Source organism: Streptomyces sp. NPDC045470 (genome assembly GCF_040646595.1).
GTDB lineage: Bacteria > Actinomycetota > Actinomycetes > Streptomycetales > Streptomycetaceae > Streptomyces.
On record NZ_JBEZAN010000005.1, the window covers coordinates 239,593 to 261,949 of the forward strand.

At 73.9% G+C, this 22,357-nt stretch carries 17 protein-coding genes; 14 read left to right on the top strand and 3 right to left on the bottom strand.

Annotation, left to right across the window (positions count from 1 at the left end):
• Positions 1 to 53: 53 nt before the first annotated feature.
• The 7 genes from AB0A97_RS18425 (at position 54) to AB0A97_RS18455 (ending at position 6,364) form a co-directional block, all read left to right on the top strand.
• On the top strand, positions 54 to 812 hold the full coding sequence (locus tag AB0A97_RS18425) for a GAF and ANTAR domain-containing protein (RefSeq protein WP_361150696.1): 759 nt from the start codon (positions 54 to 56) through the stop codon (positions 810 to 812).
• Positions 813 to 1,174: 362 nt separating this feature from the next.
• A complete protein-coding gene (locus AB0A97_RS18430) occupies positions 1,175 to 2,827 on the top strand; it encodes a M48 family metallopeptidase (protein ID WP_361150699.1) in 1,653 nt (550 codons plus the stop codon).
• A gap of 143 nt (positions 2,828 to 2,970) precedes the next feature.
• A complete protein-coding gene (locus AB0A97_RS18435) occupies positions 2,971 to 4,014 on the top strand; it encodes a hypothetical protein (protein WP_361150701.1) in 1,044 nt (347 codons plus the stop codon).
• 136 nt (positions 4,015 to 4,150) lie between these two features.
• Positions 4,151 to 5,038, top strand: coding sequence for a DUF4190 domain-containing protein (locus tag AB0A97_RS18440; protein ID WP_361150704.1), 888 nt, complete (start codon positions 4,151 to 4,153; stop codon positions 5,036 to 5,038).
• Positions 5,039 to 5,199: 161 nt separating this feature from the next.
• Positions 5,200 to 5,529, top strand: a complete 330-nt coding sequence (locus AB0A97_RS18445; protein ID WP_361150707.1) for a hypothetical protein — start codon at positions 5,200 to 5,202, stop codon at positions 5,527 to 5,529.
• Positions 5,530 to 5,837: 308 nt separating this feature from the next.
• Positions 5,838 to 6,080, top strand: coding sequence for a hypothetical protein (locus AB0A97_RS18450; RefSeq protein ID WP_361150709.1), 243 nt, complete (start codon positions 5,838 to 5,840; stop codon positions 6,078 to 6,080).
• Positions 6,077 to 6,364, top strand: coding sequence for a hypothetical protein (locus AB0A97_RS18455; protein ID WP_361150712.1), 288 nt, complete (start codon positions 6,077 to 6,079; stop codon positions 6,362 to 6,364). Before AB0A97_RS18450 ends, AB0A97_RS18455 begins: the two co-directional genes overlap by 4 nt.
• Positions 6,365 to 6,430: 66 nt before the next feature.
• Here the strand turns inward: AB0A97_RS18455 and AB0A97_RS18460 are convergent, their stop codons facing one another.
• The gene (locus tag AB0A97_RS18460) at positions 6,431 to 7,054 is read right to left on the bottom strand and encodes a GPP34 family phosphoprotein (RefSeq protein WP_361150715.1); all 624 of its coding nucleotides are present in this window, start codon (positions 7,052 to 7,054) and stop codon (positions 6,431 to 6,433) included.
• A gap of 407 nt (positions 7,055 to 7,461) precedes the next feature.
• Between AB0A97_RS18460 and AB0A97_RS18465 the strand changes: the two genes are divergently transcribed.
• A complete protein-coding gene (locus AB0A97_RS18465) occupies positions 7,462 to 8,826 on the top strand; it encodes an MBL fold metallo-hydrolase (RefSeq protein ID WP_361150718.1) in 1,365 nt (454 codons plus the stop codon).
• Between the two features lie 70 nt (positions 8,827 to 8,896).
• Positions 8,897 to 9,643 (top strand): sulfite exporter TauE/SafE family protein, encoded by a 747-nt coding sequence (locus tag AB0A97_RS18470; protein WP_361150720.1) that lies wholly within the window; start codon positions 8,897 to 8,899, stop codon positions 9,641 to 9,643.
• Positions 9,644 to 9,721: 78 nt separating this feature from the next.
• On the opposite strand, the gene AB0A97_RS18475 is transcribed toward AB0A97_RS18470, so the two are convergent.
• The gene (locus tag AB0A97_RS18475) at positions 9,722 to 10,000 is read right to left on the bottom strand and encodes a metal-sensitive transcriptional regulator (RefSeq protein ID WP_361150723.1); all 279 of its coding nucleotides are present in this window, start codon (positions 9,998 to 10,000) and stop codon (positions 9,722 to 9,724) included.
• A gap of 153 nt (positions 10,001 to 10,153) precedes the next feature.
• On the opposite strand from AB0A97_RS18475, the gene AB0A97_RS18480 reads away from it, so the two are divergent.
• From AB0A97_RS18480 to AB0A97_RS18500, 5 genes are all read left to right on the top strand, one after another.
• Complete coding sequence (locus tag AB0A97_RS18480) at positions 10,154 to 10,726, top strand: rhodanese-like domain-containing protein (protein WP_361150725.1); 573 nt, start codon at positions 10,154 to 10,156, stop codon at positions 10,724 to 10,726.
• 567 nt (positions 10,727 to 11,293) lie between these two features.
• Positions 11,294 to 19,261 (top strand): amino acid adenylation domain-containing protein, encoded by a 7,968-nt coding sequence (locus tag AB0A97_RS18485; protein WP_361150728.1) that lies wholly within the window; start codon positions 11,294 to 11,296, stop codon positions 19,259 to 19,261.
• 155 nt (positions 19,262 to 19,416) lie between these two features.
• Entirely contained in the window at positions 19,417 to 20,226 is an 810-nt protein-coding gene (locus AB0A97_RS18490) for an SAM-dependent methyltransferase (protein ID WP_361151084.1), read from the top strand.
• Between the two features lie 148 nt (positions 20,227 to 20,374).
• Positions 20,375 to 21,004 (top strand): hypothetical protein, encoded by a 630-nt coding sequence (locus AB0A97_RS18495; RefSeq protein WP_361150731.1) that lies wholly within the window; start codon positions 20,375 to 20,377, stop codon positions 21,002 to 21,004.
• A 9-nt stretch (positions 21,005 to 21,013) separates the two neighbouring features.
• A complete protein-coding gene (locus tag AB0A97_RS18500; protein ID WP_361150733.1) occupies positions 21,014 to 21,685 on the top strand; it encodes a hypothetical protein in 672 nt (223 codons plus the stop codon).
• Between the two features lie 81 nt (positions 21,686 to 21,766).
• Here the strand turns inward: AB0A97_RS18500 and AB0A97_RS18505 are convergent, their stop codons facing one another.
• Positions 21,767 to 22,315, bottom strand: a complete 549-nt coding sequence (locus AB0A97_RS18505) for a CchlQ (protein WP_361150736.1) — start codon at positions 22,313 to 22,315, stop codon at positions 21,767 to 21,769.
• Positions 22,316 to 22,357: the final 42 nt, after the last annotated feature.

Here is a 22,357-nt window from a genome sequence, read left to right on the forward strand (position 1 = left end):
CCGCCCGGCACGGACCTGCCGTGGCCCGCGCCCGCTCATCGAGAAGGAGGGACATGAGCAGGGAAGGCAAGATCGCCGAGACCTTCGTCGAACTCGCCGACACCCTTGTCGCGGACTTCGACGTCATCGACTTCCTGCAGCAACTGACCGTCCGCTGTCGGGACATCTTCGCCGTCACCGATGCCGCGGTCGTACTGGCCTACCCGGGGCCGCAGATGCACAGCCCCGCGCCCTGCGACCCCAGCCCGGCCCTGTCCAGGGTGCTGGACCTGGCGCTGCGCGAAGGTCCAGCAGCGGACGCCTACCGCACCGCCGAGCCCGTCGCCCCCGGTGATCTCTCCCGAGCTCCCGCCGCGTGGGCCGACTTCACCACGCAGGCCCGGGGCGCCGGTTACACCCATGCCTGCGCCGTACCGCTGCGGCTGCGCCGGGAGACCCTCGGCAGCCTGCTGCTCCTGCGGACCACCGACAGCCCGGTGCCGCTGGACGACCTCGCCATGGCCCAGGCGTTCGCCGACGCGGCCACCATCGGTCTGGTCCACGCCCGCACCCTCCGGCACGCCGACACCGACACCATCAACGAACAGATGCACGGCGCCCTGCACGGCCGCATCCTCATCGAACAGGCCAAGGGCTACCTCGCCGCGCACCATGACGTCTCTCTCGGAAGCGCCTTCGACCTCCTGCGCGATCACGCCCGCCGGCACGGTCTGCTGCTGTCCGCTGTCGCGCAGAGCGCCATCGACGCCGGAGACCTGCCCAGGCCGTCGACCGCTCCCCACCAGCCGGCCGAGGACGCGTCGGCGGAGTGAGACCGCCCGCCATCGGTGGCCGCGTCACCTGACCGCGGCCGGCCGCCTCCTTCGGCACCCGTGTGGAGGTCGTCAACGGCGACACGGCGGAACCGGGCATCGCGGCCGCCACCCGGACTCGCCGCCCTGACGCAGGCACCCCAGATGTGGCGGTACCTCGACGGTTACCTCGTCGGCCGCTTCGGCGTCGCGAAGATCACGCGCACACCGCCGGCCCGCCTCGCGGTCGGCACCCGGCTGCCGGTCCGTCCGGCGAGCGGCCGGGCGCCCGTTCGGTGACCGCGAAAATGGTCCAGGTCATGACCATGTCGCACTTATGATCCTCTCGCTCTGTTTTTCTGTTTGTGGGGGGACTCTGCCCTGTGGGCACATCTCTGCGCGCCCTGCGCGCACTGTTCCTGCTGGCCGGCTTCTACGTCCTCGCCCTCGCCGTGCTCTGCGTGCTCGCCGGCGCAGCCCTGGCGGCCTGGGCGTGGGCGCCGACCGGAGGCGCGGTCACGGCGACCGTGCTCGCCGTCCTGGTGGGGCTGCCGGTCCTGCGGGGCGTCTGCACGCTCGGTACGGGCGACGGGGACGGCAAGCACGGGCTCGCGGTCACCGAGGCCGAACAGCCCGAGCTGTGGCACGCCGTCCGCTCGCTGGCCGAGCGCACCGGCACCCGGGCGCCCGACACACTGTTCCTCACCGAAGAGGTGAACGCGGCCGTCCAGGAACGCACTCGGCTGCTGGGCCTGCTGCCCGGCCGGCGCAGCCTGTACCTGGGGGTACCGTTGCTGATCGGCCTCAGCGAACCACAGCTCCACTCGGTCATCGCCCACGAACTCGGCCATTACGGCAACGCGGACACCCGGCTCGCCGGCATCACCCTGCGTGGCCGCGACAGCGTGCTGCGGACGGTGGCGGGTTTCCAGGCACCCGGACGCGCGCGGAGCGACCGGAAGAAGACCCGCCGGAGCGGAGACGGGACAGCCTCCACCGGGGCTGGAGCCGAGCGGCGCAGGAGCGCGGTCACGGACACCGTCCGTGCGGTCCGGTCCGGACTCGGGAGGATCGCCAGGCCGTTGCTGTACGGGGTGGTGGCCAGGCCGTTCCAGGCGTACGCGCGGTTCTATCTGCGGGCCACGCAGAGCGTGGGCCGGCAGCAGGAACTCGCCGCCGACCGCGTGGCGGCCCGGGTCGCGGGCCGTGACGCCACGGTCTCGGCGCTGCGGGAGATCGCCGTCCTGGACGCCGTCCACGACGTCTATGTGGGCCGGTACATCGGCCTGGGCGCCCGGGCGGGCCTGCTCCCGCCGCGCGGCGAGGTCGTCGGCGGCGTACGGCAGTTGCTCGACGACCCCGAGCTGCGCGCCGACTTGGCGGAGTTGCGCGGTGAACTGCCGTCCGGCGAGCCCACCCCGTACGACTCGCACCCGCCGGTGGCCGAACGGGTCCGGCTGATCGAGGCGCTGCCCGACGACGGCCCGGCCACGTCCCCGGCGCGGCCCGCGCTGACCCTGTTGCGCGATGCGGAGCGGGTGCTGGTCGAGGTGGAGGGCACCGTCCTCACACCCGAGGCGCTGGCCATGGAACGTACCGACTGGCCGGACCTGACGCACCGGGCCGTGCACACGCTGACGGAAGCGGACGCGCGGCCGCTGCGGACGGCGATGGCGGCCTTCGGCATCACGCCGGGCAGCGCGGCGGAGGATCTGGCGGCCCTGCTGGACGCCGTCGACGCGGGACGGCTGTGGTGGGTCGCCCGGCACCTGCCCAAGTCGCGGGAGGCCGCTCGCGCCAGCGGCCGGGCCGCACGCGAATTCCTGCGCCCGGACCTGGAGGAGGGGACGCAGCACCTCGCGGAACTCGCTCTCGTGGAGGCGGCCGGGGCGCGCTGGGAACCTTCCTGGGCCGCCGGGCCCCGGCTACGGCTGCCGGGGGAGCGGGACATCGAGGACGAACTGGCGGCTGCGGTACGGGCGGCCGTCGCGGACACCCCGGACACCGGACCGCTGCGCGGCCTCCTCGCCGGCTGACAGGACGCGGGCGACCCCGGCCGACGCCGCGCGGCGCCCACCACGGAGCACGTACCACCCACCACGGATTTCGCATCACCCATCACGCCGGCGGCCACCGACGCCGCCCGGCGAGCACACCTTCGATCGGATCACTCGAACCCATGCACGGGATTCTTCCCCTCATCATCATCACCGTCACGGTCTGCACCTGGCTGTGGAAGAGAAGACGTACCACCAAGCTCGCCGCGGCGGCCGGTACGGACCTGCTGCCGCCGAACCGCCAGGACACGGAACGGCCTTGCGCCGACCCCGAGGCGGACGCCGTGACGGAGGCCCTCGTCCGGGGCGAGTGGCAGACCGCCGCCAAGGTGATCAGCGCGGCGGGCACCGACTGGGAACACCGCTCCCACCTGGTCGGTGTCGTCGCCGACCGGGCGGCCGAGGACGACACCTGGCTGCGCGCCTGGGAGGCGGAGCGCCCCGACGACCCGGACGCGGCCGTGGTCCGGGCCGCCGCGCAGGTGACGCTGGCCTGGGAGATCCGGGGCGCGTACCTCGCCAAGCACACCACCGCCGAGCAGTTCGCCGGATTCCACCGGGTGCTGCGGGAGGCCAGGGAGGCCTTCGAACGGGCGGAGACCCTGGCGCTGCCCGGCGACCCCACCCCGTACGTCAAGAAGATCCCGCTGTACATGGGCCTGGGCGCCTCGCACGCGATGATGCTCGACCTGTGGAGCGAGGTCACCTCCCGCGCCCCGCACCACTTCGAGGGGCATGTGCGTGCACTCCAGTACTGGTGCGCGAAGTGGCGTGGCTCCGCCGAGATCGCCCGCGACTTCGCGGGACAGGCCGCGGCGACCGCCCCGCCCGGCAGCCTGCTGACGGTACTGCGCCTCATCGCCTGGTTCGAACACGACGACGAGGCGCCGTCGGAGGCGTACGGCTGGCCCGATGTCCTGGGGATGACCGACGACGCCCTGCGGGACGTCGGCGCGGCGCGGCCGGACGACCGCCGGGTGGCGGAGGTCAGGCACCTGCTGGCGTACTTCCTGACGAAGCAGGACCGTCACGAAGCGGCACTGGAACAGTTCCGCGCGGTGGACGGATACGTGGGCGCGCTGCCGTGGAGCTACCGCCCCTCCCCGGCCAAGACGTACTGCCGTTACCGGACCAAGGCGCTGCGGGGTGCCGTGAGCAAGTCGTGAGCCACAGGGTCGTGAGCACCGCGGCTGTGCGGAGGTGGCCGGGGCACGGCCGAACCGCTGTCTGCCTGACCGATGCTGCCTGTCTGACTGATAAGGTCAACAGCTTGTCCGTTTCGACCCCTTACGAGGACTGTGCGTGACCGTATCCACTCCGCCCGACGGTGACCAGCCCGTCGCCCCGACGCCGGACGACCGCGACCCCTGGCGCCCGCCGCCCCCCGGCCAGGGGCCGGCCCCCGCCTCCTGGGGCCCGCCCCCGACGGGGCTGCCGCTCGCGCCGCGGCCCGGCAACGGCATTGCCGTCTCGGCGCTGGTCCTCGGCGCCCTCGGCGTCGTACTCGCCCTGCCCGTCGTCCTGTTCTGGATGGCCTGGCTGCCGGCGCTGCTCGCCGTGATCTTCGGCTCCGTCGGGCTCGGCCTGGCACGCAAGGGCCGGGCGCGGGGCAAGGGCATGGCGCTGGCCGGTGTGCTCCTGGGCGTGGGCGGACTGCTGGGCGCGGTCGCCGGCGGCATCTTCTTCGCCGTCTCGGTGCACAAGGCGAACGACGAAGCGCGGGCCCGGATCGACCGCATCGAGAAGGCGAAGGAGGCCGCCGAGGCCGACAAGAAGGCGCGGCATCCGTCGTTCGGCGGCTCCTACACCTTCGGGAACGGTCTGAAGGTGACGGTCGCCCAACCGCAGCCGTTCGTCCCGGACGCCTACGTCCTGGGCCACGCCAAGGGCAACAGGGCCGTCCAGGTGACGATCAAGGTGGTCAACACCGGGAGCGAGCGGGTCGAGATCGAGACGGGACTGCCCTCGGTCAACGACGCCGACGGCGCCTCGACGGAGCTGGTGATCGACGGCAGCGGGCGGCAGAAGGTCCTCAAGGGGTACGTCCTGCCCGGCCGGGAGGTCGTCGGCAAGTACGCGTTCTCGCTGCCGCCGGACGCCGCCGACCGCATGGAGGTCGAGTTCACTCCCGACGCGAAGCGGTGGAAGCGGGCCTACTGGAGCGGTCCCACCGACCTGACGGGGAAGTGACCCGGGCGGCGGCCCGCAACGTCCCTCGCGAGCTGGTGGGACGTTGCGGGCCGCCGCGCGGTTGCGGGCTCCGGAAGGCCGGATCCCGCGTTGCCGGTGTGACGCCGGACCGGTTGGCTTGCTCCGGCTCCGTTCGGTGCGCTTGGGGTAGGGGAGGAACCGTGCGTCGACGGACCGCAGTTCCGGCGGTGCTGGCGGGAGCCTGTGCCACGGCGCTGCCCGCGGTGTCCGCGCACGGCGCGGGCCCCGCACCGGCCGGGCCGTACGGGGATCTGCGGCGGGTCAGCGTCAGCGCCACCGGGGAACAGGCCGACGGCGACTCCTCCGGCCCGGTGCTGAGCGCCGACGGCCGCGTCCTCGTCTTCTTCGGCCAGGCACGCAACCTCGTACCCGGTACACCCGAGGGAGCCGGCATTGAGCTGTACGCCAAGGACCTCCGCACCGGGCGCGTCGATCTCGTCAGCGCGAACCCGGACGGCTCGCCGGGGTAGGAGCCCGGCCACACCCACTCCGTCAGTGCCGACGGCCGGTTCGTCGCCTTCGACTCGCCGTCGCGGACGCTCGACCCGCGCGACCGCGGTGACGGCATGGACGTCTTCGTCCGCGACCGCTGGAAGGGTGCCACCGAACTGGTCAGCGTGGCCAGTGACGGTACGCAGGGCGCCGCACCCTCCTCCGACCCGGTCATCAGCGCCGACGGGCGCAGGTCGCCTTCACCACCGAGGCGAGGAACCTCTTCCCCTGGCCCCAGGGCGCGCCCGGCATCGCCAGGCCGCAGCCTCCTTACGTCTCTTTCGGGGTGCACGACCGGCGTACCGGCGAGACCCGGGCGGGCGCGTACAACCGGGCCGGCACCCCGGCGAAAGTCCAGTACGGACTGCGGTTCTCGCCGGACGGCCGCTCCCTCCAGTTCGACACCGGCGACGCGGTACTGCCCGGGGACCAGCCGGGCAGGTGGGGCTCGTACTCCCGTGACCTGCGCACCGGCGCGTACGCGCGACTGGCCGCCCGTCCCGACGGCGGCCCCCGACGGGCAGCGTGACCGGCGGCGGGCTCAGCGCCGACAACCGGACCACCTGCTTCACCACCAACGCCCCCGTCCTGGTCCCGGACGACACCAACGGGACCTGGGACGTCTTCGCACGCGACCTGAGGACCGGACGGGTCACCCGCCTCAGCTCGGCCCCCGACGGCGGCACCGGAGCGTCCTTCGGGGTGTCCTCCGACCGCGGCGGCCTGCTGGCCGCCTTCGCCGGGGCCGGCGCCGATCTGGCGCCGGGCGACACCAACGCCGCGACGGACATCTTCGTACGGCGCCTGCGCTGACGGGCGTCGGGGCGGGCGGTGCGAGGGGGGCCGTCAGGAGCTACCGCCGCACGGTCCCCCTTCCCGTCACACGCCGCGCCAGATGTTGTCGAAGGCCGCCTGCTCGACGGAGCGTCGTTGCCGTACGCCCTCCAGCTCCACCACCGCCTCGTTGACGGCGGCGAGTACGGTCACGACCGCGTCGTCGGTCCCGCTCAGGGCATCGCCGGCCGGCGCTTCGCGGATTCCGGCGGCTGCCGCGAGGGCGGCGAGGACGGGTTCGCCCGATGCCCAGCGGTCGGCCGCGTGGCTGCGGGCGGACGAGGCGGCCACCGTCGTCCGGCCTTTGCGGAACGGAAGCCGACGGCGCTCGCGGGTGAGAAGGCCCTCTTCCGTCAGGGCGGCCCGGTAGAGCGCCGACAGACCGCGGCCCCGGCGCCACAGCCAGTCCTCGACCGACTCGTGAGGCGCCTGCCGGACGAGCGCCGACGCCGCCGCGTCCAGCAGGCGGTCGGCCGGTGCCCCGCGGTCGTGGTCGCAGGGAACGATGCGGTCGCCTTCCAGGGAGAGGGTCCCGGCGTGCAGGAGGTCGATCACCTCGGCTCCCGCCAGGGCGAGGGAGAGGTCGCCCGGAACCACCGGGCGGGGCGCCTCCGCGTCCATGGAGACGAGCAGGGCGACGAGCTGAAGATCCCGCGGTGTGGTGGTCATGACGAAGGCTCCGTGTCAGGGGTACCCGCAGCGGCACGGCGGTGAGCGGCCGGTTGCCGGGTGCGGGAAGGGGGCCGGGGCCGGTCGGGGCGGGGGCGGGGCGCGAACCACGGATGGCAACGGGCGGTGTTCCGTACGGAGTTGACTGTAGCCCGACCCGCCCTCCCGCGACGGCCCGCGCGCCCATGACCCGGGCCGGGCCGGATTCCCCGATACCCCACCGGGTACCCGTCGCAGTGAGGGGCTTTCGGACGCAGGTGTTCCGCTCCCCAGGGGGCGCTGGAACGTCCGGGCGTCCCGGCGCTCCGGAATACCCCCCTGGGTATCCCTGTCAAGGTGGGCGGCAGATACCCCCGGGGGTACACGAGTCACACCCGTTACGCCCGTTCCATGGAGGAGGCACCGCTGTGTTCTTCGTCGACACCCTGACGTTCGAGGGCCTGGGCAACCGCAGCTACCTGGCCGGTGGCGACGGGGCCGCGGTCGTGATCGACCCGCCGCGCGACATCGACCGGGTGATCGCCGCCGCGGCGCGGCGCGGCGTGCGGATCGCGTACGTCGCGGAGACCCACATACACAACGACTACGTCACCGGCGGTCTGGAGCTGGCCCGCGTCACCGGCGCCGCCTACCTGGTCCCGGCCGCGGCGAGCGTGTCGTTCCCCCGCACTCCCGTCGCCGACGGCGACACGGTCGCGGTGGACGAGGGCCTGGTACTGCGCGCGATCGCCACCCCCGGCCACACACCGCACCACACCTCGTACGCGCTGGAGGACGACGGCCGGGCGGTGGCGGCCTTCACCGGCGGGTCGCTGCTGATCGGCACGGTCGGCCGCCCGGACCTGGTCGAGCCACGGCTGACCGAGCAACTGGCCCGCGCCCAGCACGCCTCCGCGCACCGCCTCGCCGACGAGTTCGACGACGAGGTCCCGGTGCTGCCCACCCACGGCTTCGGCAGCTTCTGCTCCTCCTCCCAGGCCGACGGCGACACCACCACGATCGGCAAGGAACGCACGGCCAACGACGCGCTCACCCTGGACGTGGACACCTTCGTCGCCCGCACCCTCGCCGGCCTGGAGGACGTACCCGCCTACTACGCCCACATGGGCCCCGCCAACGCCGCGGGCCCCGCCTCCGTCGACCTGACCCCGCCCGAGCCCGCCGACGCGCGGCGGATCGCCGAGCGGCTGGCCGCGGGGGAGTGGGTGGTGGACCTGCGCAGCCGCGTCGCCTTCGCCGCGGGGCACGTGGCCGGATCGTTCAACTTCGAGGGGGACGGCAAGCTCGCGACCTACCTGGCCTGGCTGATCCCGTGGGGCAAGCCGGTCACCCTGCTCGCCACGACGCCGGAGCAGATCGCCGCCGCCCAGCGGGAGCTGACCCGGGTCGGCATCGACCGCCCGGCCGCCGCCGCCACCGGCGACCCGGCCGGCTGGATACGCGACGGCGAGGAACTCGCCTCGTTCCCGCGCGCCACCTTCGCCGACCTCGCCGCCGCCCGTCAGCGTGGCGCGGAGGTCGTGGTGCTCGACGTACGCCGCGACTCCGAACGCGTCGGCGGACACGTCGAAGGCTCGGTGCACATCCCCGTCCACGAACTGCACGGCCGGATCGGCGAGATCCCGCGGGGCGTCGTGTGGGTGCACTGCGCCGGGGGCATGCGCGCGGCGATCGCCGCCTCCCTCCTGGACGCGGTGGGGCGGCAGGTCGTCGCCGTCGACGACGGCTTCGAAGCCGCGGCCGACGCCGGACTGACCGTGGCCGGCTCCTGATGCCCGTTCCCGGTCCCGGCGCTTGCGCCCCGCCGGTCACCGGCGGGCGCCGGCCGGGTGGTCCGGCAGCATGAGCGCACTGATCCTGGCCCTGGTCGCGGGCGGTGTGGTCGGCCTGGCGCTCGGCGCGCTCGGCGGCGGTGGCAGCGTCCTGGCCGTGCCGGCGCTGATCTACCTCCTCGGCTTCACTCCCGCCGAGGCCACCACCGCGAGCCTGCTCATTGTCACCGCCACCTCCCTGACCGCGCTGTACGCGCATGCGCGGGCCGGACACGTACGGTGGAAGGCGGGCGCGGCCTTCGCCGCCGCCGGTGTACTGCCCGCGGCCCTCGCCGGAGCTGCCGCCGCCCGCCTTCCGCAGGCGGCCCTCACCCTCGCCTTCGCTGGCGTCGCCGCCCTCGCCGCGGTCATGATGCTGCGCCCGGCCGCCGCGGCGGCCGGGGACCGCGAGATACGAAAGGGGCGGGCCGCGGGGGCCGGCGCGGGGCTCGGCGCCCTGACCGGGCTGCTCGGCGTGGGAGGCGGCTTCCTCGCCGTACCGGCCCTGGTCGCGGTACTGGCCTTCGAGATGCGGGCGGCCGTCGGCACGAGCCTGCTGGTCATCACCGTCAACTCGCTGGCCTCACTGGCCACCCGCTTCGGGGCGGCCGGTGCCCTGGACTGGGCGGTCGTCGGCCCGTTCACCGCGGCCGCCGTCCTCGGGGCGTGGGACGGCAAGCGCCTCGCCGGCAAGATCTCCGGTCCCCGTCTCCAGCGTCTGTTCGCGTTCGCCCTGCTGGCCGTGGCGGCCTTCATGCTCGTCGAGGCCGTGACATGACGCGTCCGGCGGAACGGCGACGGACGTCTCGGGCCGGTGGACGGCGGGACGCCGCGGCCCGGCGAGCGGCCGGACGCCTCAGGCCAGCGAGAGGAACAGTTTCTCCAGCCGCGCCCGCATCTGCTCCCGGTCGCCGCCGGTCTGCTCCCCGTCGGCCATGCAGTGCTGCAGGCCCGTCGCGATGATCGCGAACCCGGCCCGGTCCAGCGCGCGGGAGACCGCGGCGAGCTGCGTGATGACGTCCTCGCAGTCGCGCCCGTCCTCGATCATCTTGATGATTCCGGCGATCTGTCCCTGTGCCCGTCGCAGCCGGTTGAGCACGCTCTTCAGCTCACCGGCCGCCATCTCCAGCTCCACACTTCCTCCTCCGCGGCAGACCCGCGTCCCGGGGACACCCCGGGCGTCCCGGGTGTGGTTCCGGGCCCTCCGGATACCCCCGCGGGTATTCTAGTCCGTCGGGGCCCGCTTCCCCGGGGCCCGGGGGACGCAACGAAAAGGAACCCCATGCACATGATCACCCAGACCGCCGTCCGTCCCGCCCAGGCGGCCGGCCGGCTGAGCGCCTACACCGTCGTCGACGTCCGCACCCCCGGTGAATACGCCGCGGGCCATCTGCCCGGTGCCCACAACGTCCCCCTCGGCCACCTCGCGAGGGCCCTTCCCGCCATCGAGGCGGCAGCCGGCCGCGGCGAACTGCTGATGGTCTGCGCTTCCGGCAACCGCTCCGCCGCCGCCTGCGAACAGCTCGCCGCCGCGGGTATCCCCGCCGCCACCCTCACCGGCGGCACCGCCGCCTGGGCCGCACAGGGCCACCCGGTCGAGCGTGCAGACGGCACCGGCACCCGGGCCGTCTGGCCCATGGAACGCCAGGTCCGCCTCGCCGCCGGCTCCCTCGTGGTGGCCGGCCTCGCCTTCGGCGCCCGCTACCGGCACGCCCGCTGGCTGTCCGCCGCGATCGGCTGCGGCCTGGTCGTCTCCGCCGCGACCGACACCTGCGGCATGGCGGCCCTGCTGGCCAGGCTTCCGCACAACCAGCCCCGAGCCACCGACCTCGAAGTCACGCTCGCGGCCCTCGGCGGGTGACCGGGCGGCGCCGCAGCAGCATTTTGCCGCCCCCCCATTCCGGTGGCGGGCGGCCACGTACAGTTCCGGTGCCGCTCGGAAATCCGGGGGAATCCGTGAGTGGCGTCGGTGAGAATTCCTGACGGCGGTCCGTCCCGGGCCGGTGGCCGGAGTACGGAAAACAACCAGTTGGACGCGCACAGACCAAGTGCTCGTCCAACTGGCTGCGTTGACCTCGTACTTCACGAACCGCAAAGTGAGGGCTGCCGACCCTCGCATCACGGTACGCCGATCGGTTTCGACCGACGCGGAATGCGCGGAGGTTGCGGGATGCGCCGCGCCTACGGCCAAGGGGTCGCCGGTCATTTCGGTCGTTGCCGTCCAAGGGGGAATCATGAACGGCCTGGCGTACTCGGACCTGCCCCTGATCCTGACCCCGTCGCTTTCCTTCCGCCGGAAAGGAATGAGGGCAACAGTTCCCTCCGAAGGTGATACACGCGAGAAAAGCCGTCGGCCGGACACGGGGACCGGACGATGACCGGCCGGGACCGCGTGCCCGCCGGGGCGCCGGCCGTTTCGGTGCCGCACATGATTCACCGCCAAGTGGCCCGCACGCCGGACGCGGTGGCGGTGGCGGACGCCGAACGCAAGGACACGTACGAGGAATTGGCAGCGGCGTCGAGTCGGCTGGCCGTGTACCTGTCCGCCCGTGGTGTGCGGCGCGGTGACCGGGTCGCGGTGGTACTGGAGCGGTCGGCGGGCCTGCTGACGGCGCTGTTGGGGGTGTGGAAGGCGGGGGCCGCGTACGTACCGGTGGACTGCGGGTATCCGGCGGACCGGGTGGCGTTCCTGCTGGCGGACTCGGCCCCCGTGACGGTGCTGTGCTCGCAGGCGACCCGGCCCGTGACACAGCGCCTGGTTCCGGACGGCGTGCGCACCGTGGTGCTGGACGACCCGCAGGTGGTGGCAGCGGTGGCCGCCTGCCCGCCTGGCCGTACCGGGGTGGCGGTGGGTGCGGAGGACGCGGCGTACGTCATGTACACCTCCGGCTCGACGGGGCTGCCGAAAGGCGTACTGGTCCCGCACGGCAGTGTGGCGGGGCTGGTCAGCGACCCGCGGTGGGGAGTGGGCCCGGACGACGCGGTGCTGGCACACGCTCCGTACGCCTTCGACGCGTCGCTGTTCGATCTGTGGCTGCCGTTGGCGGTGGGCGGCACGGTGGTGATGGCGGAGCCGGGCGCGCCGGACGCGCAGCGGCTCGGCCGGGCGGCGGCCGACGGTGTGACGGCGGTGCAGCTCACGGCCGGTCTGTTCCGGGTCATCGCGGAGGAGTCGCCGGAGTGCTTCCGGAGCTTCCGGCAGGTCATGTGCGGCGGGGACGTGGTGCCGGCCGTGGCGGTGGCACGCGTTCGGGAGGCGTGCCCGGAGGTGACCGTGCAGCATCTGTACGGGCCGACGGAGGCCACCCTGTGCGCGACGACGCGTCCGGTGCGGCCGGGCGACGAGGTACCGGACGTCCTGCCCCTCGGGCGGCCACTGGCCGGCCGCCGTCTGCACGTACTCGACCCGCGGCTGCGGCCGGTCGCCCCGGGAACGGACGGGGAGCTGTACCTCGCCGGGAACGGGCTGGCCCGCGGGTACCTGGGGCGTCCGGGGTTCACCGCGGAACGCTTCGTGGCCTGCCCGTTCGCGCCCGGCGAGCGGATGTACCGCACCGGGGACCTGGTGCGGTGGACCGCTGACGGCGAACCGGTCTTCGTCGGGCGGACCGACGAGCAGGTCAAGATCCGTGGGTTCCGGGTGGAACCGGGCGAGGTGGAAGCGGCCCTCGCCGCGCATCCGGCGGTCGGGCAGGCCGTGGTGGTCGCCCGGGAGGACCACCCGGGCGAGCGGCGGCTGGTCGGATACGTCGTTCCGGCCGCCGGCCCGGCGGCGACGGCCCCGGGCGGGCCCGCCGGCCGCGAACGCCCCGACGGCCGCCACCCCGGCGCGCTCCTCGCCGTCCTGCGGGACCACCTGGCCGCGACGCTCCCCGCGTACCTGGTCCCGGCCGCCCTCGTACCGCTGGACCGGCTGCCGCTCACCTCGCACGGCAAGGTCGACCGCAAGGCCCTGCCGGCGCCGGGCTTCGGCAAAGCCGCACCCGAACGGCCGCGGACGGCGGCCGAGGAGACCCTGTGCGGTTTGTTCGCCGAGGTGCTGGGCCTGGACCGGGTGGGGGCGCGGGACGGTTTCTTCGCGCTGGGCGGTGACTCGATCAGCTCGATGCAACTGGTGTCGCGGGCCCGGCGGGCCGGGCTGGTCCTGACGACCGGTCAGGTCTTCGGCCTCATGACGCCCGAGCGGCTGGCGGCGGTCGCCGAGACCGCCTCGGACCGGCCGGAAGGCACCACGGAGGACGACGGGGGGACCGGGGACGTGCCCTGGACCCCGGTGATGAGGGCGCTGGGGAAGCGGGGGGCGGGCCGCGGGTTCGCGCAGTGGGTGACCGTCGGCGCGCCGGCCGGGCTGACGCGGGACGTGCTGGTGGGTGGGCTGGCCGCCGTACTGGACACCCACGACATGCTGCGCGCCAGGATCGTGACGGACGCTCCGGAGCCGGTCCTGACGGTGGCCGGGCGCGGCACGGTCGACGCGGCCTCGCTGGTCACACGGATCGTCCCCGAGGACGGCCGCAGTCCGGACGAGGCCGCCGAGCAGGCCGTACGGGACGCCCTGCGGCGGCTCGACCCCGCCGCCGGGACGCTCGCCCAGGTGGTCTGGCTGGACGCGGGGCCCGAGCGGAACGGCCGGCTGGTGCTGGTCGTGCACCACATGGTGGTGGACGGGGTCTCCTGGCGCATCCTGGTCCCCGACCTCCGGGCTGCCTGCGAGGCGGTCGCCGCCGGACGGCCGCCGGTCCTCGACCCCGTCGGAACGTCCTTCCGCCAGTGGGCCGGGCTGCTGGCGGCGCAGGCCACGGACGAGCGCCGCACCGCGGAGCTGGACGGCTGGAAGGCGCTGCTGGACGGCGGCGACCTCTCCGTGGGCGCGCGGCCGCCCGACCCGCTGCGGGACACCGCCGCCACCGTGCGCCGTACGGAATGGACCGTTCCGGCAGACCGCGCGGCAACCCTGACGGGCCGCACACCCGCCGCATTCCACTGTGGCGTGCACGAAGTCCTGCTGTCCACGCTCGCCGGAGCGCTCACCCACTGGCGGCCGGACACCGTCCCGGCCGCCGGACTGCTGGTGGACGTGGAGGGGCACGGCCGCGAGCCGGTGGCCGAAGGAGTGGAACTGGCCCGTACGGTGGGGTGGTTCACCGACGTGCACCCGGTCCGGCTGAACGCCGCCGGTGTCGACCTCCGCGAAGCCCTGGCGGGCGGCCCGGCGGCCGGTGCCCTGCTGAAGACCGTCAAGGAACAGGCCAGGGCGGTGCCCGGCGACGGACTCGGCCACGGCCTGCTGCGCCACCTCAACCCCGGTACGGGACCAGCGCTGGCCGCGCTTCCGGGCCCGCAGGTCTCGTTCAACTACCTGGGCAGGTTCCTCGCCGCCGGGACCCGTACCGGCCCGGCCGGGCCCTGGCAGCTCACCGGTCACGCGACGATCGGCGAAGCCGCCGACCCCGACATGCCCGTACTGCACGCCCTGGAAGCCGAGGCCGCGGTACGGGACACCCCCGACGGACCCGAACTGGCCCTCGCCCTGAGCTGGTCCGCCCACCTGCTGGACGAGACCGCCGTACGCACCCTGGGGCAGCTGTGGCTCGACCTGCTCGGCGGCCTGGCCGCGCACACCCGCACCACCGGAGCGGGCGGGCACACGCCCTCCGACTTCCCGTTGCTCACCCTCACCCAGCAGGACGTGACCGAGCTGGAGCAGGCGGTACCGCGGCTCGCGGACGTCTGGCCGCTCTCACCCTTGCAGGAAGGGCTGTTGTTCCAGTCCGTCCACGACGAGCTGGCGCCGGACGTCTACAAGAGCCGGTGGACACTGGAACTCGACGGACCGCTGGACACCGGCCGACTGCGGGCCTCCTGGCGGGCCCTGGTGGACCGGCACGCCGCCCTGCGGGCGAGCTTCCGCCGGAGCGCGTCCGGCGCGGCCGTACAAGTCGTCGCGCGTGACGTGCCGCTGCCCTGGCAGGAAGCGGACGTGTCACACCTCCCGGAGGACGAGGCGTCGGCCGCGGCCGCGGAGCTGGCCGAACGGGAACAGCGCGGGCGCATCGACCTGGCGACGGCGCCGCTGTGGCGGCTCCTGCTGATCCGCCTCGGCGCGGAACGGCACCGCCTGGTCGTCCTCACCCATCACGTCCTCATGGACGGCTGGTCGCTGCCGGTGCTGGTCACGGAGCTGTCCGCGGCGTACGAAGCGGGCGGCGACGACCCGCGGCCGGCCCCGGTCACCTCGTACCGGGAGTACCTGGCCTGGCTGGCGCGGCAGGACAAGGAAGCCGCACGGGACGCCTGGCGCGCCGCGTTCCACGGCACGGACGAACCCACCCTGGTGGCGCCGACGGCACCGCAGCACGGCGCGACCGACCCCGCGCACCTGCACGCCGACCTCCCCGCCGGGCTGTCCCGCCGGCTGGAGGAACTGGCCCGTGCCCACGGGCTGACCGCGAGCACCGTGGTGCTCGGCGCCTGGGCCCTGGTCCTCGCCCGGCTGGCCGGCCGTACGGACGTGGTCTTCGGCGTCACCATGGCCGACCGCCCACCCGAACTGCCCGGCGTCGAGACGATGGTGGGCCTCCTGATCAACACCCTGCCGGTACGGGTGCCGCTGGACGCCGCGCAGCCGGTGCTCGCCCTGCTCAAGGACGTGCAGGAACGCCAGTCGGCCCTCCTGCCGCACCGGCACCTCGGCCTGTCCGAGGCGCAGAAACTGGGCGGGCCCGGCGCGCTGTTCGACAGCATCGTGGTCTACCAGAACCTGCCCCGGCCCCCGGCCGTCCCGGACCGGCCCGGCGCGCTGACGATCCGCCTCTCGGACGTGACCGACGCCGTCCACTACCCGCTGGGCCTGAACATCACCCCCGGCGAACAGCTCCGGGTCCACCTCATCCACCAGCGCGGACTGCTCCCCGCCGACGTCGTCGAAGCACTGCCCGCCCGGCTGGCCCTGGTCCTCGAACAACTGGTCACCGACGGCCCGGCGCCCGCCGTGGGGCGGGTCGGCGTGCTGGGCGCGGAAGAACACCGGCAGGTGGTGACGGAGTGGAACCGTACGGAGGTGCCGCTGCCCGCCGTACTGGTACCGGAACTGCTCCGCCGCCGCGCGGCGCGGGCGGCCGACGCCGTGGCCGTCGAGGACGCCCGCCGGACCGTGACCTACGGGGAACTCTCGACCGCGGCCGGTCGTCTGGCACGGCACCTGACCGACCTCGGCGTCGGCCCGGAGCGCCGCGTCGCGGTGGTGCTGCGGCGGTCGGCGGAGTCCCTGACCGCCGCACTGGCCGTGCTCATGGCGGGCGGCGTCCTCGTACCCGTCGACCCGGACTACCCGCCGGAGCGCCGGGCCTTCCTGCTGCGGGACGCGGACCCGGCCGTGGTGCTGTGCGCCGCCGACACCCGGCACGCGGTGCCCGGTGACTGCGCCGCCCGCGTGGCCGACCTGGACGACCCGGCCGTGACCGAGGCGCTGGCACGCCGCAAAGGCGGCTTCGTGACCCAGGCGGAGCGCCGCACGCCGCTGGCAGCGGACCACGCGGCGTACCTCATCTACACCTCGGGGACCACCGGCGTACCGAAAGGCGTCACGGTCACCCACCGCGGCCTGCGCAACCTCGTCGCCGACCGGGTGGCCCGGTTCGGCATCGGCCCGCACAGCCGCGTCCTCCAGCTCGCCGCCCCCACCTTCGACGTGTCGATCGCCGACACCTGGCCCGTCCTGTGCGCGGGCGGACGCCTCGTCCTGGCCCCGCCGGGGCCGCCGTCCCTGGGTCCGGACCTGGCCCGGCTGCTGCGCGCCCACCGGATCACCCAGCTCGGCGGCACCCCGTCCTTCCTGCTGCACCTGCCGCCGGAAGACCTGCCCGACCTGCGCGTCGTGGTGACCGGCGGCGAGCCGCTGACCGAGGAACTGCGCCGCCGCTGGGCCCCGGGGCGGCAGGTCCACGAGGAGTACGGAGTCACCGAAGCCACCGTCGTGCAGAGCTCCACCGCCCCGCTGACCGGCGGCGAGACGCCCACGGTCGGCCGTCCCGTCGCCAACACCCGGCTGTACGTCCTGGACGCCTTCCTCCAGCCGGTGCCGCCCGGCCTGCCCGGTGAACTGTACGTGGCGGGGGAGAGCCTGGCGCGCGGCTACCAGGGACGGACGGCGCTGACCGCGCAGCGGTTCGTGGCCTGCCCGTTCACGTCCGGCGGGCGGATGTACCGCACCGGGGACATCGTGCGCTGGACCGGCGACGGCGAACTGGTCTTCGCCGGGCGGGCCGACAACCAGATCAAGATACGCGGCCACCGCGTCGAACTCGGCGAGGTGGAGGCCGCGCTGGCCGCGCACCCCGCCGTCGGCGAGGCGACGGCCGCGGTCCGCGAGGACCGCCCGGGCGAGCGGCGGCTGATCGGCTATGTGGTGGCGAGGGGAGCGGCGGACGGCCGTCCGGTGAACGGTCGCCGGGTCGACGGCCGGTCGGTGCGGGAGCACGTCGCCGGGGCGCTGCCCGAGTTCATGGTGCCCGCGGCGGTCGTGGTGCTCGACGCGCTGCCGCGCACCCCGAACGGAAAGGTGGACCGCGCGGCCCTGCCCGCACCCGACTTCGCCGCGCGGGCCGCGGGCCGGGCCCCGCGCACCCCGGCCGAAGAGGTCCTGTGCGCACTGTTCGCCGAGGTACTGGGGCTGGAACGAGCCGGTGTCGAGGACAGCTTCTTCGAGCTGGGCGGCGACTCCATCATCTCGTTGCAACTGGTGGCACGGGCCCGCCGCGCCGGACTGGTACTGACCTCACCGCAGGTGTTCGAGGCGAAGACGCCCGAACGGCTCGCTCTGCTGGCCCGTACGGCGGACGACGGGACCGGCCCGCGGGACTCCGTGGACACGGGTGTCGGCCGGATTCGCCGGACCCCGCTCATGCGGAGGCTGGGCGAGCGGATCACCGGTGGCCGCTTCGCGCAGTGGGCGATCGTCGCCACACCCGCCGCACTCACCGGGGACGCCCTGACGGCCGGGCTGCGCGCCGTACTGGACACGCACGCCATGCTCCGGGCCCGCGTGGTGCCGGACGCGGACGGATGGGCACTGGAGACGGGCGAACGGGGCTCGGTGGATGCCGGGCCGCTGATCACCTGCCGGTCGGTCACCGACGATCTCGACGGGAGCGCGGTGGCCCCGGTGGTGACCCCGGCGACCCGCGAAGCGCTCCTCGACGAGGCTGCCGAACGGGCGGCGCGGGACGCCGTAGGGCGGCTCGACCCGGCCTCGGGCCGCATGGTGCAGGCGGTGTGGCTGGACGCCGGGCCCGGGCGGGCGGGGCGTCTGGCGTTGGCCGTCCACCACCTGTCGGTCGACGGGGTGTCGTGGCGCATCCTGCTCGCGGACCTGCGGGCCGCTTGCGAGGCGGCGGAAGGCGGGGTGCCGCACCTCGATGCGGTCGGCACGTCGTTCCGGAGGTGGGCCGCGGCGGGGCCGGACGCCGACGGTCCGCGGGCCGCCGACGCGCAGCCGGCCGACGCGCGGCCCTGCCCGCAGCCGCCCGACCCGCTGCCGATCGGCCGGGAACTCGACCCGGCCGTCGACACCGCGGCGACCTTGCGCGAACAGACTTGGGCGGTGCCGGCCGGGCAGGCGGAGATCCTGACGTCCCGTACCCCGGCGGCGTACCACTGCGGCGTGCACGAGGTGCTGCTCGCGGCGCTGGCGGGGGCGGTCGTGGACGGACGGCCGGGCACCGGCGGCGAGAGCGTCCTGGTGGACGTCGAAGGGCACGGCCGTGCGGCGGCCGACGGAACCGACCTCTCCCGTACGGTGGGCTGGTTCACCACCGTACGCCCGCAGCGGCTGGACCTCACCGGCATCGACCTGGCCGAGGCGTCGGCGGGCGGCCCCGCGGCCGGCCGGCTGCTCAAAACGGTCAAGCAACAGTCCCGGGCGGCAGCCGAAGACGGACCGGAGCACCTCCCGGAAAGCACCGACACGCCCGGGCAGGCGCACCCGCCGTCCGCCCGCATCAGCTTCAACTACATGGGCCGCTTCCTCGCCGCACCCACCCGGACGGGCACGCCCGAACCCTGGCAACTGACCGGCGAACCGGCCATCGGTTCCTCCTCCGACCCCGGCATGCCCGCGCCGCATGTGCTGGAAGCGAGCGCGGCCGTCCGGGACACCGCGGACGGGGCGGCCCTCAGCCTCACCCTCACCTGGCCGGACCGGCTGCTGGACGCGGCGGTGGCGGCCCGTGTCGGCCGCGCCTGGCTGGACCTGCTGGACGGCCTGGCCACCCACACGGACAGCCCGGCAGCCGGAGGGCACACGCCCTCCGATTTCCCCCTCCTCGACCTGGATCAGGACGAGATTGAGCAATTCGAGGCGATCGCCGACCGGTTGAGTGATGAAGCGGCACGGTGAACAGGGTGTGACCGTTCCGGTCCGGTCAGTCGGCCGCGCGGGCACCACGGCCCTGAGCAGGCATACCGCACCGTCAGGGCCGTATCGGGCACCGCATACACTCACCGTGGCGCCGGACCGTCGTGGCGCAAGTACAACCGTAAGGAGCAAGGGTGTTGGAGCAGGGCTACCCCGTGGACCGGATAGACACCGGTACGGCTCACTCGGCGCGCGTGTACGACTACATCCTCGGCGGGAAGGACCATTACGCCGTGGACCGCGAAGCCGGTGACGTGATGTGCGAGGAGTGGCCGGCGCTGCCCGTCCACATGCGGGCCAACCGGAAGTTCATGCACCGCGCGGCCCGCTACCTGGCCCGCGAGGAAGGCATCGGGCAGTTCCTCGACATCGGCACCGGCCTGCCCACCTCCCCGAACCTGCACGAAGTGGTGCAGCAGGTGCGGCCCGACGCCCACGCCGTGTACGTCGACAACGACCCGATCGTGCTGACCCACGCGCGGGCCCTGCTCACCGGCTCCTCCGAGGGCCGGACCGCGTACGTCGACGCCGACATGCGCGACCCGGAGGCCATCATCGGCTCCGACCAGTTCCAGGAACTGCTGGACCTGCGGCAGCCGGTCGGCCTGATGATCATCGGCATCCTGCACTTCATCCTCCCGCCCGACGACCACAGCCTGGTGCGCCGCCTCCTGGAGCCGCTGCCCGCCGGCAGTTTCCTCGCCATGACCATCGGCACCGCCGACTTCGCGCCGCGCGAGGTCCACCGGGTCGCCGACGAGTACGCGCGCCGGGGCATGCCCATGAAGCTGCGTACCAAGGCCGAGGCCGAGGCGCTCTTCGAGGGCCTGTACCTGGTCGACCCCGGGCTGACACAGGTCCACCACTGGCGGCCCGACGCCGACCAGGAGCAGGTCGACGACCGGGACATCGCGATGTACGGGGCCGTCGCCCGCAAGAACGCCTGAGACCCGGCACCGCCCCACCTGATCCCACCCGATCCGTCCGGCCCGCACGTTCGCCGGCTCCGAAGAGAGGACAGCGAGCCGGCGAACGGCGACCCGGCCGTACGGCGCGACCGGCATGACCAGTGGGCCGAGTGGATGGGAGAACCACATGCTGCTGACGCTGACCGGAGGTTCCGGCGCGGGCAAAACCACGCTGGCGGACGCACTGACCGCCACCGCCCCCCGGATTTCCGTCCGCGTACTGCACGGCGACGACTACTACTTCGGCGCACCGGACCACGGCGGCGTATGGACGTACGACGACGCCGGGGTACCGCGCCTGGACTACGGATCTCCCCGGTCGATGGACTTCGAGCGCCTCACCCACGACGTGGACGCCGCGTCGGCCTCGGTCTCCGTCGTCATTGTCGAGGGGCTGTTCGCCGGTCACGTCGCACCGTCGGCACGCTGCCCCCGCCTCGACATCTTCGTCGACCTGCCGGCCGACCTCCGGCTGGTACGCAAGATCCAGCGCAAGTGCCTGCACCACGGCTTCCCTCTCGACGTCCTCCTGCGCACCTACCTCCACCACCGACGCGACGCGCACGCTCGACACGTCGAACCGGCGCGCGACGCCAGTGACCTGATCCTCGACGCGACGCGGCCCGCCGACACCCTTGCCCGCCAGGTCTGGTCGGAAGCCCGCACAGAACTCCGGCACCACCTGTCGCCGAAGACGGACTCCGCCGTACCGTCGCACCGGTACCGCGGGGAGATCGTCGATTTCCTCAACACCTGAGGTCGAACGATGGCTGACAGGCAGAACCCGGACCGGGCATTCGACACCGCGATGACGGGACGGGCGGCGGTGTGGAAAAGCATCGAGGCATTCGCGCACGCGTGGACGCGCCCTCTGACGCCCGCGGACGGAATTCCGTCGCCCGAGGTGCGGAAAGCGGAGGAGCGGCTCGGGCTCCGCCTCCCGGCAGCCTTGTCCGAAGCCTGTGGCTGGGGTGTTCCCCTGGAACAGGTGGCGCACGACGATCCGCCGGTCAGCCTGTTCTCCGACCGCCTGCCGGACGGCAGCCGGACGCCTTACCTGGACCGCGTGTCGTCGGCATGCACCGAACCGGTGCTGAGCGAGACGGTCATGGCGCGCCGGTACGGCCCGTACGGACGCGAGTGTCCGGCGACCGCCGCCGTCATCCGGGCCGCCGAGGCCATCTGTACGCCGGTCGCCCTGCCGCCCTGTCCGGCGTGGTACCACCCGGCGGGAGACCCGGTGCGCTGGTACTCCGCTCCCGGGAAACTGCTCTGCCGGGAACCGGATGCGGACGAGTCGGTCCCGCACGGATCGGTCCTGGTCGTCGTGGGCCGGTCGGAAGCCGACGTGCGGGAGGTCGTCGCGGCCGTCCCCGGCGACTGGTCCGCGGCCGAGCCGGTGCCGCGGGCGGAGGAGGAGCCGTTTCCCGGCTGGTGAGAACGCGGGTGGCGGGAAGGGGCGGGAACTCGCCGATCAGCACCGATGATCGGCGAGTCTTCGCAGGTCATCACCGGTCGTTCACGTTTCGGTGGCGGCCACTCCCTGGCACAGCGGGCACCGGTCCCGGCCGTCCCACCGGTCCCAGCCGAAGGCCGCGGGGGAGAGGGACTGGCCCTCCAGCTCCTTGCGTACCGCGACCCGGTAGGCCCAGACCGTGCCGATGTACGGGTGGTAGGCGTCGTGAAAGGCACGTGAAGTCGGCTCGGCGCCCGTTGCGACCGCCCGCTGAAGGGCGCGGAGTTGCTCGAACAGGGCCTGACCGGCGCTGGCGACCGCGGTGCTCGCGTCGATGAACAGCCGCTCGCGCGCTTCGTAGATCGCGGCATCGCTCAGCGCCGCCCGGGTGACGGCGTCCAGGTCGGCGTCGGCCACGGGGTACTGGGCGATCTGACGCAGCCGGGCGTGGCCGGTCTCGGCGGCGGTGATGAACGCGATGTACACGGCTCGCCGCCGGTCCCCCGACCCGCGGTCGTTCTCGTGGCGGCGACGCAGGTGGTCGGCCAGCACGGTGCCGGAGACGGCGAGTGTCCCGCCGCTGATCGTCGCGACGAGCGTCCCCCAGTCCACGTCGGACCTCCCTCTCCCCGCCGTGATCACGGCGCCGGGACC

Excerpts from the sequence above, each read along its gene's own strand:
- AB0A97_RS18435 (WP_361150701.1), top strand. The coding sequence starts at position 2,971 with ATGCACGGGATTCTTCCCCTCATCATCATCACCGTCACGGTCTGCACC.
- AB0A97_RS18425 (WP_361150696.1), top strand. The coding sequence starts at position 54 with ATGAGCAGGGAAGGCAAGATCGCCGAGACCTTCGTCGAACTCGCCGAC.
- AB0A97_RS18480 (WP_361150725.1), top strand. The coding sequence starts at position 10,154 with ATGATCACCCAGACCGCCGTCCGTCCCGCCCAGGCGGCCGGCCGGCTG.
- AB0A97_RS18485 (WP_361150728.1), top strand. The coding sequence starts at position 11,294 with ATGATTCACCGCCAAGTGGCCCGCACGCCGGACGCGGTGGCGGTGGCG.
- AB0A97_RS18495 (WP_361150731.1), top strand. The coding sequence starts at position 20,375 with ATGCTGCTGACGCTGACCGGAGGTTCCGGCGCGGGCAAAACCACGCTG.
- AB0A97_RS18500 (WP_361150733.1), top strand. The coding sequence starts at position 21,014 with ATGGCTGACAGGCAGAACCCGGACCGGGCATTCGACACCGCGATGACG.
- AB0A97_RS18470 (WP_361150720.1), top strand. The coding sequence starts at position 8,897 with ATGAGCGCACTGATCCTGGCCCTGGTCGCGGGCGGTGTGGTCGGCCTG.
- AB0A97_RS18460 (WP_361150715.1), bottom strand. The coding sequence starts at position 7,054 with ATGACCACCACACCGCGGGATCTTCAGCTCGTCGCCCTGCTCGTCTCC.